Origin of the sequence: Nonomuraea sp. B19D2, assembly GCF_040137845.1 — a bacterium.
In the GTDB taxonomy this organism is placed as follows: Bacteria; Actinomycetota; Actinomycetes; order Streptosporangiales; family Streptosporangiaceae; genus Nonomuraea.
Window position 1 is genome coordinate 91,558 of record NZ_JBEFAK010000007.1, and the last position, 14,204, is coordinate 105,761.

The following is a 14,204-nucleotide window of genomic DNA, read 5'->3' on the forward strand; positions in this document are numbered from 1 at the left end:
CGGGCGATTTCGCAATCAAGGCGCGCCTGACTGCTAGTTCTACCTGTACCAGGTCCGTACCAGAAACTATTGACGTGAACCCATGCGAACGGCCCTGCTGGTCCCGTCGAAATGTTTGTGGACTCAGCGGGTGTCGCGGCGGAAGCTGGTGCGGCGAATAAAGTAGTAGCTGCGATTGCAGCAGCAGAGAGGCCTACGAATGCCGAGCTAATCTTCATGCGGTGCCCTTCGTGATGTACTGCTTTACTAGCTGGCGGACTGGCGGTTGATGCGTAAGAAATGTACCCATATGCGTCCGCAGCGATCAAGGTCCGCAGATCGCCGTTATATTTCTGTTATAATTAGCCTTAGGGTCAGATAAACGCTTGACAAGTTGGCGTGTCTAGATTCGCCTCCATCGTTTATGGATATTGTCTTGATGGCAGATGGTAGGCCTTCTGGTGCGAATGGTTATTTGCCCATGTCAAACGAAGAGTATTGAGTTGTCGCTCAGGCCCTTCGGTTGTAGATCGCTGAAGAGGCTCTGGTTCGAGTGTTTCGTGGCAGTACTGGGCGGTGGACGGATGGTTGCGTGTCGGGCTCGGTGGCAGGCGCGGGCAACGGTTTGGTGGCGGCGCCACCATCGGTACCAGTGCATGTCGTGCCGGATCGACTCGGGGGCGCGCCGGCCGGAGGAGTTTGCCGGTGATCACGTGGCGGATCTCATAGACATGAACCACAGAGACGGAATGCTGCTGGTGGGTTCGGTCCGAAGCCTCTGTGTGGGCGGTGAGGCCGACGATGTCCTCGAATACCCGGGCGCGGAACTTTGGGGGCACTGCTCGTGGGCCATGGGGGCGTCCTGGACGGCCAGGAACGCTTCGGCCAACTGGGTGGAGTGTGATGTGCCGGTACCACCCCGTGCTACGAGCGCACATCGTAGTCGGCCAGGCCGCAAGCGAACTTAGCCAACTTGATCGCCTCCTCTACGCGCCAGTGGGCGCCGGACGCGATGATCAGTTCCTTCACCGGGGTGTCGGCCGGGCTCCGGGCGAGATGGTAGTTACGCTCGTCCGGTTCGTCGGGGCGGCGACGGGCGATCAATTACCGCGCCCATGCTCCTTCGCCGATCTCGACGTCGGGTCGGCGATGCGGCGCACCCACCACTGCCAAATCCGGGCGCCCAACTTACACTTAGAGGGGCCGACCCAATCCACCTCACCAGCGGCGCGCTCGATTGGGCGGGTCATGTGCCGCCAGCGGGGCGGGGCAGTACGGTCTGGTTGGCCTGGAGCGTCACATGCGGTAAACAGTCTTCTTTCAAGAAGGCACGAAACGCCCGTTACGTCCGTAGACCTCATCGGCCGCGATCCACGCCTTCCCCTCGGGTGGTTGAGCAAGGATCCGTTCGATCATCTGCCAGCCTGCCCTCGCGCGCCCAGTGTGATGGCGTACCCGCCGCACGTGTCAGCCTGCTCCCCTGCGCCCGGTGCGGTGGCGTACCAGCCACACGACCAGGCCGACCGCGAAGACCGCCAGCCCCGCGAGCACCGACGACGACGGGAGCGTCGCCGCCAGCAGCACGCACAGCGCCAGCCCGAGCACGGGGACCGGCTTCGGCGGCGCGCCCTCGTCGGGGCGGAGCGTGAGCGCGCACGCGTTGGCGATGCCGTAGTAGACCAGCACGCCGAACGACGAGAACCCGATCGCCTCCCGCAGGTCGGCGACCAGCAGCAGCACGATCACCGCGCCCCCGACCGCCAGCTCGGCCCGCCGCGGCACCTGACGCACGGGATCCACGGCGGCCAGCACGCCGGGCAGGTCACGCTCGCGCCCCATGGCCAGCACGGTGCGCGAGACGCCGAGCAGCAACGCCAGCAGCGCGCCCAGCGCCGCCGCCGCGGCGCCGGCCCCCACCACCGGCACCAGCCACGCGGCCCCGGCCTCCCTGACCACCTCGGCCAGCGGCGCCGGGGACCTGGCCAGCAGTAACGGCCCGAGGGCGCGCAGCGCGGCCAGCGCGACCAGCGTGTAGACGACGAACGTGATGCCCAGCGCGATGCCGACCGCCCGGGGAATGGTGCGGGCCGGGTCACGCACCTCCTCGCCGAGAGTGGCGATCCTGGCATAACCGGCGAACGCGAAGAACAGCAGCCCGGCCGCCTGCAGCACGCCCCACACGTCGACGCGCTCCGGACCGAGCGGGGCCGTTGCCGGGCCGTACGGAGACTCGGCGAGCGGGGTGTGGGCGAACCAGCCGAACGTGACCGTGTCGTCGCCGAACAGGCCGGCGACCACCACCGCGGCGAGCACGGCCAGCACGAACGCCACGATCACCTTGGCGACCCCGGTCGAGCGCCGCACGCCGAACACGCTGAGCGCGGTCAGCGCGGCGACCGCGCCGACGGCCAGGGGCCGCGCCAGCTCAGGGGCGATGTACGCGCCGAACGTGAGGGCCATCGCCGCGCACGAGGCGGTCTTGCCGATCGTGAAACCCCAGCCCGCCAGGTAGCCCCACAGCGGGCCCAGCCGCCGCCTGCCATAGACGTAGGTGCCACCGGACTCCGGGTAGCGGGCGGCCAGCCGGGCGGAGGACGTGGCGTTGCAGTAGGCCACGACGGCGGCGAGCACGAGCGCGAGAAGCAGCCAGTGGCCCGCGGCGCCGGCGGCGGGCGCGAAGGCCGCGAACACGCCCGCCCCGATCATCGCGCTCAGGCCCACGACGACCGCGTCTGCGGTGCCGAGCCGCCGCGCCAGCTCCTCGGGCACGTCTCCGCCTCCTCTCCCGCCTCGGGAGGCTCCCACTCTGCCGCATCCCGCCGACAATCCCCGCAACGGCCGGGTGAACTTTCCCCGCGCCGGCCGTGGTCACGTGTTCTGCTCAGGGGCCGGCACCACCATCACCGGCCGGTGCGCGTGGTGCAGCACCCGGTCGGACGTGCTGCCGAGCAGCAGCGAGCGCACCCCGCCCAGCCCTCGGGTGCCGGTCACGATGAGCTTGGCGTCGATCTCGTTCGCCACGTCCACGATGGTCGACCAGACGGCCAGGGAGTCCACGTCGCACCGCGGGGTGGCGTCCAGCCCGGCCTGGTTCGCCAGGTTCGCGCCCTTCTGGGCGAGCTCCTTCATGGCCTCCTCGATCGCCTTGTCCTCCTCGCCCAGTTGGTCGACCGGCATCATGAGCCCGGCGGAGGCCCTGGCCGAGGTCATCGCCACCCGCTCCCACACCGTCAGGACGACCGCGGACTCGCCCGGCATGATCTTCCCCGCGAAGGCGATCGCCGCCTTGGCGTCGTCCGAACCGTCGTACGCGATCAAGATGGTCATTCCAGCCACTCCTTTACGAGCTCAGGGCATACCTCTTTCCCGAGCGGCCCGTTTCACGCCTGTACCAGCCGACGACGCTGAGCCAACGGCGTCAGCATCGACAGCCCCGCCAGCGCCAGCACGCCCAGCTCGGTGACGACCACCGCCCGCTGGGTCAGCCCGGCCGGGATGTCGTCGTTGGTCAGCGGGATGCCGAACATGCGCACCACGTACGGGATCACGACCAGCAGCAGCGCGCCGAGGGCCAGCCCGCTGAGGATCCGCACCGCCCTGGCGTACCGGATCTTCGCCCTGGCCAGCAGCATCCCCGCCGCGGGCATCACCAGGAACGCGGCGAACGCGGCGTACCGATGGATGCCGCCGGACAACGACAGCGGCACGCCCGGCCGGTCGGTGGGAAAGGCGCCGATCAGGAACATGCTCGCCCCCCACGCCAGCAGCAGCGCGACGATCCAGCGGCTCATCCCCGCCCGGCGCAGCGCCTCGGCGAACAACGCGGAACCCACCGCGAACAACGTCAGCGAGGCGGGCAGCAGCCAGCCGGACGCCTGGAAGGCGTACTCGCTGATGACACTGTGCATCGGGTCGAGGCCGGATTCGGCGTGCAGGGTGAGCATGGCGCCGCTTCCGGTGCCGATGGCCGCGAATCCGCTGACGAGCAATCCCTTCATGCCCTCAAAACTCGGGGAATACGCGCTCGCCGAGTATCGGAGATGGACCCGAAACGGCCCTGAACGATCCCCTAATACCTTGGTCGGAGCAGCCCTTGGAAATCTTTCGCGACCTGCGCGAACGTGACCCTGGTAGGGACTGCCCTCTCAGGGTGCGTACGGGGCACACCCCCGATTTGACCTGGAGCGCGCTCGAGGGGGGAGGCTGAAAGATACGACCATCCGAAAAGCCTCATTACAGGGGACTGGCATGAACAGGCGCACTCTCGGAAACGGCGGCCCGCAGGTCTCGGCGCTGGGCCTCGGCTGCATGGGCATGTCCGACTTCTACGGCCCAGGCGACGAGAAGGAGTCGATCGCCGTCATCCACCGCGCCCTCGACCTGGGCATCAACTTCCTGGACACGGCCGACACGTACGGACTGGGAGCCAACGAGGAGCTCGTCGGCCGGGCCATCAAGGACCGGCGGGACGAGGTCGTGCTGGCCACCAAGTTCGGCGTCAAGCGCGGCGGCGGCGCGCGCTCGATCGAGAACAGCCCCGAGTACATCAGGGCCGCCTGCGACGCCTCGCTCCAGCGCCTCGGCGTGGACCACATCGACCTCTACTACATGCACCGGCGCAACAGGAACGTGCCCGTCGAGGAGTCGGTCGGCGCGATGGCCGAGCTGGTCGAGCAGGGCAAGGTACGCCATCTCGGGCTGTCGGAGGTGAGCGCGGACACGCTGCGCAGGGCGTCCGCCGTGCACCCGATCGCGGCCCTGCAGAGCGAGTACTCGCTGTTCACCAGGGGGCTGGAGGCGGAGATCCTGCCCGCGGCCAGGGATCTGGGCGTGGCGCTGGTGGCGTACTCGCCGATCAGCCGCGGCCTCCTGTCCGGCGCGCTGCCGCCGGTCGACGAGCTGCCCGAGGACGACGTCCGCCGGTGGATGCCGCGCATCGCGGGCGAGGGCGGCGCGCGCAACGCGGCGCTGGTGGCGGAGGTACTGAAGATCGCCGACGCGGCCGGGATCACCGCCGCGCAACTCGCCCTGGCCTGGGTGCTGGCCCAGGGGGACGACGTCGTGCCGATCCCGGGGACCAAGCGGCTCAAGTACCTGGAGGAGAACGCCGCGGCGGCCGACGTCACGCTGACGGCCGACCAGCTCGACGCCCTGGACCGCGCCGTCCCCGCCGACGCCGTCGCCGGGACCCGCTACCCGGATATGTCGGAAATCGAGGCGTAATCCCGGAAAAACAGCGACTCGGGGCGGGCTTACTTGGGGACGTCGAAGTAGGCGCGGATGGTGGTCGCCCCCGCGCGGCTGTGGATGCGTACGAGGTCGCTCAGGAGGTTGACGATCAGCAGCCCGCGCGAGCCGGCCTGGCGGGGGTCGACCGGCCGGCGCCCCACGAGCGGATCGGTGATGTGCCCCGAGTCGCTGACCTCGCACACCAGCCGCGCGCCCTCGGCCCACACCCGGATCGTCCCGGAGCCGCCCCCGTGGTCGAGGCTGTTGGCGCCCAGCTCGGCCACCGTCAGCCGGACGTCGTCGAGCCGGTCGCCGGAGAACCCCATCTCGGCGGCCCGCCGCGCGGCCAGGCCACGGGCCGCCGACAGGTTGGTGCGGTCGAAGCGCAGCGACACGAACTCGGCGGGCTCCTCCAGCGCCCGATTGTGGCCCGAGATCACCAGCTCGGGCGCGTAGTCGGCGCTGGGCCACTCCCTCGTGACGTCGCGCAGCACGGGATGGGTGCGCGCCGCCTCGTCGATGACCTCCGGCGCCAGCCGGACGGCGTCGTACGGGCACAGGATCGTGACCCGCCGCCCCGTGAACGACAGGTTGATCAGCGCCTCGTGCTGGGCCGCGGCCCCGTATTCCGGGTCGGTGCGTCCTGGCCAGATCGGCTCGCCGATGATCCGGACGTGGTGACCGGGATGCCGGTCGGCGAACTCGCGCAGCACGGCGGGGATGATCCGCCCCGGGTTGCGCCCGGCCTCCTGCATGTTGAGCAGGAGCACCGACTTGGCGTCATCCCCCAGCCCGGCTTCGATCAGCGCGAGATTCGCGGCGGGGACGGCGACCGCGACCGGCTCGCCGAGAGCCAGCCCGGCGCGCACGAACTCGGTGGTGGCAGCCACATATTCCCGGTCGCCCCGGTAGAAGAGCGCCGGATGAACGAATGGTTCCGCCAACATCAGAGTTCACGCTACCCAAGGTTGATGACTTCACGGCAATCCGTTGGGTACCTAAATGGGTGTGAAGAGCAGAATCCGGCTTATCCGCCGCCCCCGCCCTGCCGGCACGCTACTCCCTCTGGATCTGCGCACCCCATCCGGCCGACGCCTCCCGTTCTGAGCGTTACGCTCCTATGCTCAGAGACATGTCGGAATTGCAGATGCGGGTCTCCGACGGTGACCGCGAGCGGACCACGCAACAACTGCAGCACGCGTTCAGCGAGGGCCGCCTCACCCAGCTGGAGCTCGAAGACCGCCTCGAGATCGCCCTGACCGCGAAGACCTATGGTGAGCTGCTGGGCCTGATCGACGATCTCCCCGTCGAGGAGCCGCAGGTCGACGACGTGGTCGAGCTGGAGTCGAAGAACGGCCACATCAAGCGCTCCGGCGACTGGGCCGTCCCCCGGCGGCTGCGGGTCGCCTCCAAGTACGGCAGCGTCGAACTGGACCTCTCCGAGGCCGTCGTCACCAACCCGGTTGTGGACATCGAGCTCGATCTCGCGTACGGCTCCGCCAAGATCATCTTGCCTGACGGCGGAGTGGCGAACGTCGACGCGTTCCGCAGCGACTACGGCCAGGTCACGACCTCCGACGTGCCGAGCAGGCCCCGCCCCGGCGCCCTCTACGTCGTGATCAGCGGCCGGACGAAGTACGGCGGGCTCGCGGTGCGTTATCCGCGCAGGCGCTGGTTCAGCCACTGACGGAAGAGCGAGATGTGGTGCTCGCCGGGCACGAGCACCCCGCCGTCGCGGTACCCGCGTGACGACATGCCGGGCTGTGTCCGCTCGCAGGCGTCGAAGTCCTGCTCGTTGACCCGGTGGAACAGCTCGACCGACAGTGACAGGTCGGCGCCGGAGACCACCACGTCGGGATGGTAGAGCCAGTCACACTCGACCACGGTCCTGTCCACCGCCAGCCGGAACATCCGGTGCAGGATCACGTGGTCGGGCACGAGGGTGACGAACACCTGCGGCTTGACGGTGATCGCGTAGTAGCGGCGGTCCTGGTCCTGCGACACGTCCGGCAGCTTGCCGAAGCCCGGGCTGCTGTCCACGGTGAACCCCTCGGCCCGCTCGGCGAGCTCCGTGCCGTGACCCACGTGGTACTGCGCCGCGAAGCCGCCCGCGAACTCCGGCAGCACGCTGACCAGCTCGGGGTGGATGGTGGCGCAGTGGTAGCACTCCACGAAGTTCTCGACGACGAGCTTCCAGTTGGCCTTGACGTCGTAGACGGTCCTGCGGCCGAGCGCGAGCTCGGCCACGCGGTATCGCTCGATGGCGGCCGGGTCGCCGAGCCGCCCGGTGGCCGCGTACGTCACCGTCTCCTCGAACGAGGGCGGCTCCGCAGCCAGGCACACCCACGCGTACCCCAGCCACCGTGGTACGCGCACCTGATCGTCCTGCTGACTTCGCCCTCCGGCTCGAGGCAGAGGCGGGCGCCGCAGTGCCTGCAGACGTTGAGGAAGGCACGCAGCCGATCGTCCCGGCCACCCACCACGAGAGGCTCTCGAAGATCTTGGCCTGCTCCTCGGCGCGGCAGGTGCCCAACTTGCGCACACTGGGCCCACCGAGGGTTTTACGCCCCATTGATACGGATGGTGTTAGTGGGGTGCAAGTGACGGTCAAGGAGTGATCCATAATGTTCCCTTCGTTCGAAAAACCTACGAAGGGCATGAAATGACTCCCCCTCGTCGTCGCCTGGCCGTCGCGGCCGCGACGCTGACCCTTGCCGCTCTCACCACCGCCTGTGGCGCGGTCGGCCAGGCCGTTGACTGTGCCGAGGTCAGTCAGGAGATCAGCAAGATCACCAGCGAGTTCACCAGCTCTGCGACCGACCCCAAGGCCATTGAGAAGGCGAGCCAGGAGACTGCGGGCAAGCTCAAGACCCTCGCGAGCAAGTACGACGGGGATCTTGCCAGCGCGGTGAACGACATGGCGGCCGTCTTCGAGAGCATCAAGGTCGACAACCCTTCGGGCGCCGCAGACGCGATGGCGAAGCTCCCCGAGATCCAGGCCAAGGCCGCCAAGGCCTGCGGCTGACGGCCCGCGGTCGCCGTTCCGCCTGTGGGGGGCAGGACGGTGCGGCGGCCGCGCAGCGTTCGGGTGGATTCGTTCTAGTCTTGCTGCCCGTGACGGGTGAGACGCTGGCGGCGCAAACGGGGGCGTCCGCCGCCTTGTGGAGAACCCGGCTGTCCGGCCACCGCGTGGGCGCGCTTGCGCCCGTCTCCGCGGTGGCCTACGCCGTGCTGAGGCTCGTCAAGCTGGCCATGTTTCCGGGCCACCACGTTCAACCTGGGCCACCCAGTCCGGCCAAGCCCTCGTCGACCGCGAGCTGCACCTCCCCAGCCAATGGACAGATGACCCGGACCGATGCGGGGCTGCGCATATCCTCGGCCATGTTTGTTTGCCACCAATCCTCGCCTTGCTGTTCTGTCCTGTGACGAGAGGCGCTGCCACGGCCGCCCGTTCCCGCCGCGTCGGCGGGCGAATCCGGATGGCTCGGGGCGGCCGAAGGCCGCTAGCATGAGCGGCATGACGACGTGCCTGGTGATGATGGCCCCCTAGGGGGTTTCATCGGCGACGTCTTGTTGAGGCCCTGCGACCCGGGGCCTCTCGTCGTGTTCGGGGCCCTTTGGAGGCAACCGATGTACATCACGACGACCATCCCCTACGTCAACGCCCGACCCCACCTCGGGCACGCCTTGGAGCTGGTGCAGGCCGACGTGCTGGCCAGGCACCATCGGCGGCGGGGCGAGCCGGTGCGGTTCCAGACGGGCACCGACGACAACTCGCTCAAGAACGTGCTGGCCGCCGAGGCGGAGGGCGTCCCGGTGCGGGAGCTGGTGGACCGGAACGCGGCCGCGTTCGAGGCTTTGCGCGGGCCGCTGGACCTGTCGTTCGACTCGTTCATCCGGACGAGCGCCCACCCCGGGCACCGCGCCGGGGTCGAGCGGATCTGGCAGGCCACGAGAGACGACCTCTACCAGCGGCATTACGAGGGGCTCTACTGCGTGGGCTGCGAGCAGTTCTACCCGGAGGGCCCCTGTCCCGAAGGGCATGCGGCGCGGCTGCAGCACGTGTCCGAGAAGAACTGGTTCTTCCGCCTGTCCCGGTACCAGGACGCGCTGAGCGAGCTCATCCGCTCCGGACAGCTCAGGATCGAGCCCGTCGCGCGGCGGAACGAGGTGCTGGCGTTCATCGAGGCGGGCCTGGACGACATCAGCATCTCGCGGTCCGCCGCCCGGGCCCGCGGCTGGGGCATCCCGGTGCCCGGCGACCCGGGCCAGGTGGTCTACGTGTGGTGGGACGCGCTGGCCAACTACATCACCGCGCTCGAAGGTGACGACTACGACCGCTGGTGGGTCGCCGAGCCGCGCAAGGTGCACCTGATGGGCAAGGGAGTGATCAGGTTCCACGCGGTGTACTGGCCCGCGATGCTCCTGTCCGCGGGCGAGCCGCTGCCCACGGGGATCTTCGTGCATGACTACCTCACCGTGGACGGTCGTAAGATCAGCAAGTCGGCGGGCAACACGGCCGATCCTCTGGCGCTCGTCGACGCGTACGGGGTCGACGCCGTGCGGTGGTGGCTGCTGCGCGAGGTGCCGCGCGTGGGCGACGCCGACTTCACCGAGGAACGGCTGGTCGCCAGGGCCGACGAGGACCTGGCCAACGGTCTGGGCAACCTGGTCAACCGGGTCGCCACCATGGTGCATCGCTTCCTGGACGGCCACGTGCCCCCTGCCGGGGAGGCGCTCGTCGACGTGCCGGTGGACGAGGCGCTGGAGGCGTTCGACTTCCGCCGGGCGGCGGTGGCCGTGTGGGCGATCGTCGAGGAGGCCAACAGGTACGTCGAGCGCACCCAGCCGTGGCAGCAGACGCGGGCCCAGCAGGAGGTCTCCCTGGGGACACTGGTGCACGCGTGCCGGGAGCTGGCCGTACAGCTCGAGCCCTTCCTGCCGACCGCGGCGGCGCGCGTGGCCGCGGCGGTGGGCGGTGAGCGGCTGCCGAGGCCGGCGCCGCTGTTCCGGCGGCTCGCCCGTGCCGGGGCGGGTGGTTGACGCAGATCGTGGACGAGCCTAGGTTGAGCGCCTACAGACCAGGCGGTATGGAGGCGCTCGTGCCCACTGTCGACACCGTTCGCGGACCTGTGGATGTTGACCGGCTCGGGCAGACGCTCATGCACGAGCACGTGTTCGTCCTGTCCACCGAGCATCTGGACAACTACGGCAAAGGTGCTTGGTGGGACGAGGAGTACCGCGTGGCGGACGCGGTCGCCAAGCTCAACGCGGTGGTCGCGAAGGGGGTGCGGACGATCGCCGACCCGACGGTGTGGGGGCTCGGCCGGTACCTCCCGCGCATCCAGCGGATCGCCGAGCAGGTGCCCGGCCTGAACATCATCGTCGCCACCGGCATCTACGCCTTCGAGGAGCTGCCACACCAGTACGAGCACCGCGGCCCCGGCCTGTTCCTCGACATGCCGGACCCGATGATCGACGACTTCGTACGCGATCTCACCGAGGGCATCGCCGACACCGGCGTGAAGGCCGCGTTCCTGAAGTGCGTGGTCGAGCAGAAGGGCCTGACGCCCGGAGTCGAACGCATCTGCCGGGCCGTCGCGCAGGCGCACCTGCGTACCGGCGCCCCGATCACCGTCCACACGAACGCCTTCACGCAGAGCGGCCTGATCGCGCTCGACCTGTTCGCCAAGGAAGGCGTCGACCTGGCGAAGGTGATCGTCGGGCACGCGGGCGACAGCAACGACCTCGACTACCTCATGCGCCTGGCCGACACCGGCGCGACGCTCGGGATGGACCGGTTCGGGCTGGACGCGTACAACCCGACCGCGCAGCGCGTGGCCACGGTCGCGGCGCTCTGCCAGCACGGATACGCCGACCGCATGGTCCTCAGCCACGACACCGCCTGCTTCATGGACTACTTCGGCGGCGCCTGGGACGAGGCCCGCTCAACGCTCGCACCCGACTGGCGCTACGATCACATTCACGACGACGTCTTGGCCGCACTGCTGGACTCGGGTGTGACCGATGACCAGATTGAGCAGATGCTGGTGTTCAACCCGAAGCGCTACTTCTCGTAAGGTAGTCGGATCGGACGAGCAACGCGGGTAGGTGGAGCTGGGTGACTTCGGAGCAGGCCTTGTCGATAAGCCTCGGACTCCAGGGACCCTGCGTCATCGCGCGGCTGACGGGGGATTTCGACTTCGGGTCCGCGGCGGAGGTTCGCGACCGCGTCACCAAGGCTCTCGATCTCACCCAGCCCCCGATGCTCGTCATCGACATGCAGGCCGTCAGCGTCTGCGACTCCTCCGGCCTGTCCGTGCTGGTCTACCTGCACAAGGCGGTCACCGCCTCGGGTGGGCGGCTGCTGCTGTCGGGGTTGAACGGCAGGTGCAAGCACCTGTTCGCGATCACCGCGCTCGACAAGTTCTTCGACATCCGCAGCACGGCCGAGCTGGCCATCGCCGAGCTCAACGACACCGACGCCGCGCCGCCGTACACCGAGTAGCCCACGGGATAAGCCCGATATAAGCGGATAACCGTTTCGTATCGGATCTTCGCGGCGAAAGGGTGGCATTGCCGCTTTCCTGATAGTAGTCGGACAAGTACGAGCCGCTGCCGACAGGGGGGAGCGGCTGTTCTCTGTAACAGGGGGCAAAATGATCAAGCGCCTTGCCGGCACGGCCTTAGTGGCGGCGACCGCGACCACGCTCATGGCGGCACCCGCCGGTGCGGCGACCGCGGGGGCATCGACGAGCGTCACGGCGGCGACGAAGGCGACGACCGCCGCGGCCAGTGCTCAGCTCATCCGCACCAGAATCTACTTCGGCCGGTGCAAGGACACCTGCTCGATCAAGGTCCGGGTCAAGAACCGGTCGGGTAAGAGGCTCTACCAGGTCAAGCTCAACGCGCGGCTCAAGGTCAACGGCAGGAAGGCCGGGTCGTGCTATGACTACGTGGGCACCATCCGCCCCTACGGGGTCCGCTGGGCCTCCTGCACCGTGCGCACCTCGACACTGACGCAGATGTGGAACAACACGCTGGACGGTTACGCCTCATTCAGGCCGTACGCCAGCACCTACGTGTCGTACAGGTACTACCGCTGAGTGACCGCCAGGGGCCGGGCCGACCCCCGGCTGGGCCCCTGGCTCACGCGGTGACGAGGAGTGCCACCCCGATCAGCACCACGACCGGGACGAGCCACATCACGGCCTCGACAGCGAAGTCCTTGTACATCGCGTAAGTCTCCTTCTGCGGATCCGGCGAACGTCTCTGCGCAGCATAGCGGCCCCGAACAGCTGCTCGATCCCGCTCAGGCCGTCACCGCGCCGTCCGAGGCGGAGCCCACGGTCGCCATGTACTTGGTCAGCACCCCTCGCTCGACCTCCCTGTCGGGCCGCTTCCACGAGGCCCGGCGCAGCTCCAGCTCCTCCTCCGGCACCACCAGCTCGATCGTCTCCGCCGCGCTGTCGATGACGATCGTGTCGCCGTCGCGCACCAGCGCGATCGGCCCGCCATGGTACGCCTCGGGCGCCACGTGCCCGATCACCCGCCCGTGCGAGACCCCGCTGAAGCGCCCGTCGGTCACCAGGGCCACCGAGGACCCGAGGCCGCGGCCGACGAGCGGGCCGGTGATCGAGAGCATCTCGCGCATGCCGGGACCGCCTGCGGGGCCCTCGTAACGCAGGACGATGACGTCGCCGGGCACGATGAGCCCCTCCTGGATGGCGACGTAGCAGTCGTTCTCCGAGTCGAACACCTTGGCCGGGCCCTCGTGGCGGAAGTCGTCCTTGCCGCCCAGCTTGAGCACGCAGCCGTCGGGCGCGAGCGAGCCCCGCAGGATGGCCAGCGCGCCGCGCGGCTTGAACGGCTCCGCGACGCTCGCCACCACCTGCTGCCCCGGCGTCTCTTCGGCGTCCGCGGCGACCTCGGCCAGCGTGCGGCCGTCCACCAGCGTGACGTTCTCGCGCAGCAGCCCGGCCTCCAGCAGGCGGCGCACCACCAGTGAGGTGCCGCCGGCCCGCCACAGGTCCAGGGCCGTGTGGTCGCCGCCGCTCGGCTTGAGTCCGGTGATGATCGGGACCTGGCGGCACACCTCGCCGATCTCGTCGATGCGCAGCGACAGCCCGGCCTCGCGGGCGATGGCCAGCAGGTGCAGGACGGCGTTGGTCGAGCCGCCCATGGCCGCGACCGAGACGATCGCGTTGTGCAGGGCGTCCTCGGTGAGCACGCGGGAGGGGCGGGCGTCACGGGCCAGCGCCTCCATGGCGATCTCGCCGACCCGGCGGGCCGCGGCGTTCTTCTCCTCGGCCACCGCGGGGATGTCGCCCAGGCCGAACGGCGCCAGCCCGAGGAAGTCGGCGACGCTGCCCATGGTGTTGGCGGTGTACTGGGCGGCGCAGGTGCCGGCGCCCGGGCAGGCGTGTTTGGCCAGATCGTCCAGCTCCGCCTGGTCGAGGCGGCCGACCGCGCGCTCGCCGAGCGCCTCCCACATGTCCTGGATGGTGACGTCCCGCCCGCGCCACCTGCCGGGCATCATGCTGCCGCTGTAGAGGACGACGGAGGGCACGTCCAGGCGGGCGAGCGCCATGATCCCGGCGGGCACGGTCTTGTCGCAGCCCACGATGGCCACCAGCGCGTCGAAGCCGTGGGCGCGGCCCATGAGCTCGATCGAGTCGGCGATGACCTCGCGGCTGACCAGCGACGCGCGCATGCCGGGGGTGTGCATGGTGAGGTTGTCGGAGACGGCGATCGTGTTGAACTCCATCGGCGTGCCGCCCGCCGCACGCACCCCCTCGGCGACGTGGGCGGCCAGCTCGCGGTGGTTGAGGTTGCAGGGCATGGTGCCGGTCCAGGTGGAGGCGATGCCGACCACGGGGCGGCGCATATCCTCCTCCGACCAGCCCATGGCGTACAGGTGGGAGCGGGCCGGTGCGCGGTCGGGGTCGTCGGCGATGCTCAAGGCGCAGTCCTTCGTCGTGCCGGTTGTTGCCCTC

The 14,204-nt window shown here is 69.2% G+C and carries 15 protein-coding genes; 7 read left to right on the forward strand and 8 right to left on the reverse strand.

Annotation, left to right across the window (positions count from 1 at the left end; translation table 11 throughout):
• Positions 1-903 precede the first annotated feature (903 nt).
• The 4 genes from ABN273_RS15380 to ABN273_RS15395 all read right to left on the reverse strand — a co-directional run bounded on the left by ABN273_RS15380 (position 904) and on the right by ABN273_RS15395 (position 3,977).
• Positions 904-1,083: a hypothetical protein gene (locus ABN273_RS15380; protein WP_349449465.1), complete on the reverse strand. Its 180-nt coding sequence runs from the start codon at positions 1,081-1,083 to the stop codon at positions 904-906.
• A 363-nt stretch (positions 1,084-1,446) separates the two neighbouring features.
• The gene (locus ABN273_RS15385; RefSeq protein ID WP_349449466.1) at positions 1,447-2,748 is read right to left on the reverse strand and encodes an APC family permease; all 1,302 of its coding nucleotides are present in this window, start codon (positions 2,746-2,748) and stop codon (positions 1,447-1,449) included.
• A gap of 99 nt (positions 2,749-2,847) precedes the next feature.
• Positions 2,848-3,306: a universal stress protein gene (locus ABN273_RS15390; protein WP_349449468.1), complete on the reverse strand. Its 459-nt coding sequence runs from the start codon at positions 3,304-3,306 to the stop codon at positions 2,848-2,850.
• 53 nt (positions 3,307-3,359) lie between these two features.
• Positions 3,360-3,977 (reverse strand): DUF998 domain-containing protein, encoded by a 618-nt coding sequence (locus ABN273_RS15395; protein WP_349449469.1) that lies wholly within the window; start codon positions 3,975-3,977, stop codon positions 3,360-3,362.
• Positions 3,978-4,227: 250 nt separating this feature from the next.
• Between ABN273_RS15395 and ABN273_RS15400 the strand changes: the two genes are divergently transcribed.
• Complete coding sequence (locus ABN273_RS15400; RefSeq protein ID WP_349449470.1) at positions 4,228-5,202, forward strand: aldo/keto reductase; 975 nt, start codon at positions 4,228-4,230, stop codon at positions 5,200-5,202.
• Positions 5,203-5,231: 29 nt separating this feature from the next.
• Here ABN273_RS15400 and ABN273_RS15405 read toward each other — a convergent pair whose 3' ends face one another.
• A complete protein-coding gene (locus ABN273_RS15405) occupies positions 5,232-6,155 on the reverse strand; it encodes an anti-sigma factor RsbA family regulatory protein (protein ID WP_349449471.1) in 924 nt (307 codons plus the stop codon).
• A 185-nt stretch (positions 6,156-6,340) separates the two neighbouring features.
• On the opposite strand from ABN273_RS15405, the gene ABN273_RS15410 reads away from it, so the two are divergent.
• Positions 6,341-6,895 (forward strand): DUF1707 SHOCT-like domain-containing protein, encoded by a 555-nt coding sequence (locus ABN273_RS15410; protein ID WP_349449472.1) that lies wholly within the window; start codon positions 6,341-6,343, stop codon positions 6,893-6,895.
• Here ABN273_RS15410 and ABN273_RS15415 read toward each other — a convergent pair.
• Both ABN273_RS15415 and ABN273_RS59460 read right to left on the reverse strand, forming a co-directional pair.
• Entirely contained in the window at positions 6,865-7,584 is a 720-nt protein-coding gene (locus tag ABN273_RS15415) for an SRPBCC family protein (RefSeq protein WP_502911029.1), read from the reverse strand. The genes ABN273_RS15410 and ABN273_RS15415 overlap by 31 nt on opposite strands.
• Positions 7,509-7,691: a Rieske 2Fe-2S domain-containing protein gene (locus ABN273_RS59460; protein WP_502911030.1), complete on the reverse strand. Its 183-nt coding sequence runs from the start codon at positions 7,689-7,691 to the stop codon at positions 7,509-7,511. The genes ABN273_RS15415 and ABN273_RS59460 overlap by 76 nt, the downstream gene beginning before the upstream one ends.
• 131 nt (positions 7,692-7,822) lie before the next feature.
• Between ABN273_RS59460 and ABN273_RS15420 the strand changes: the two genes are divergently transcribed.
• The 5 genes from ABN273_RS15420 to ABN273_RS15440 all read left to right on the forward strand — a co-directional run bounded on the left by ABN273_RS15420 (position 7,823) and on the right by ABN273_RS15440 (position 12,314).
• Positions 7,823-8,233, forward strand: coding sequence for a DUF8711 family protein (locus ABN273_RS15420; protein ID WP_349449474.1), 411 nt, complete (start codon positions 7,823-7,825; stop codon positions 8,231-8,233).
• 605 nt (positions 8,234-8,838) lie between these two features.
• Positions 8,839-10,251, forward strand: coding sequence for a methionine--tRNA ligase (gene metG, locus ABN273_RS15425; protein WP_349449475.1), 1,413 nt, complete (start codon positions 8,839-8,841; stop codon positions 10,249-10,251).
• Positions 10,252-10,310: 59 nt separating this feature from the next.
• On the forward strand, positions 10,311-11,288 hold the full coding sequence (locus ABN273_RS15430) for a phosphotriesterase family protein (RefSeq protein WP_349449476.1): 978 nt from the start codon (positions 10,311-10,313) through the stop codon (positions 11,286-11,288).
• A gap of 41 nt (positions 11,289-11,329) precedes the next feature.
• Positions 11,330-11,716 carry an STAS domain-containing protein gene (locus tag ABN273_RS15435; protein ID WP_349449477.1) on the forward strand — a complete coding sequence of 129 codons (387 nt, stop codon included), beginning with the start codon at positions 11,330-11,332 and terminating at the stop codon, positions 11,714-11,716.
• 151 nt (positions 11,717-11,867) lie between these two features.
• Positions 11,868-12,314, forward strand: a complete 447-nt coding sequence (locus ABN273_RS15440; RefSeq protein WP_349449478.1) for a hypothetical protein — start codon at positions 11,868-11,870, stop codon at positions 12,312-12,314.
• 206 nt (positions 12,315-12,520) lie between these two features.
• Here the strand turns inward: ABN273_RS15440 and ilvD are convergent, their stop codons facing one another.
• Positions 12,521-14,170, reverse strand: a complete 1,650-nt coding sequence (gene ilvD, locus ABN273_RS15445) for a dihydroxy-acid dehydratase (protein WP_349449479.1) — start codon at positions 14,168-14,170, stop codon at positions 12,521-12,523.
• Positions 14,171-14,204 lie beyond the last annotated feature (34 nt).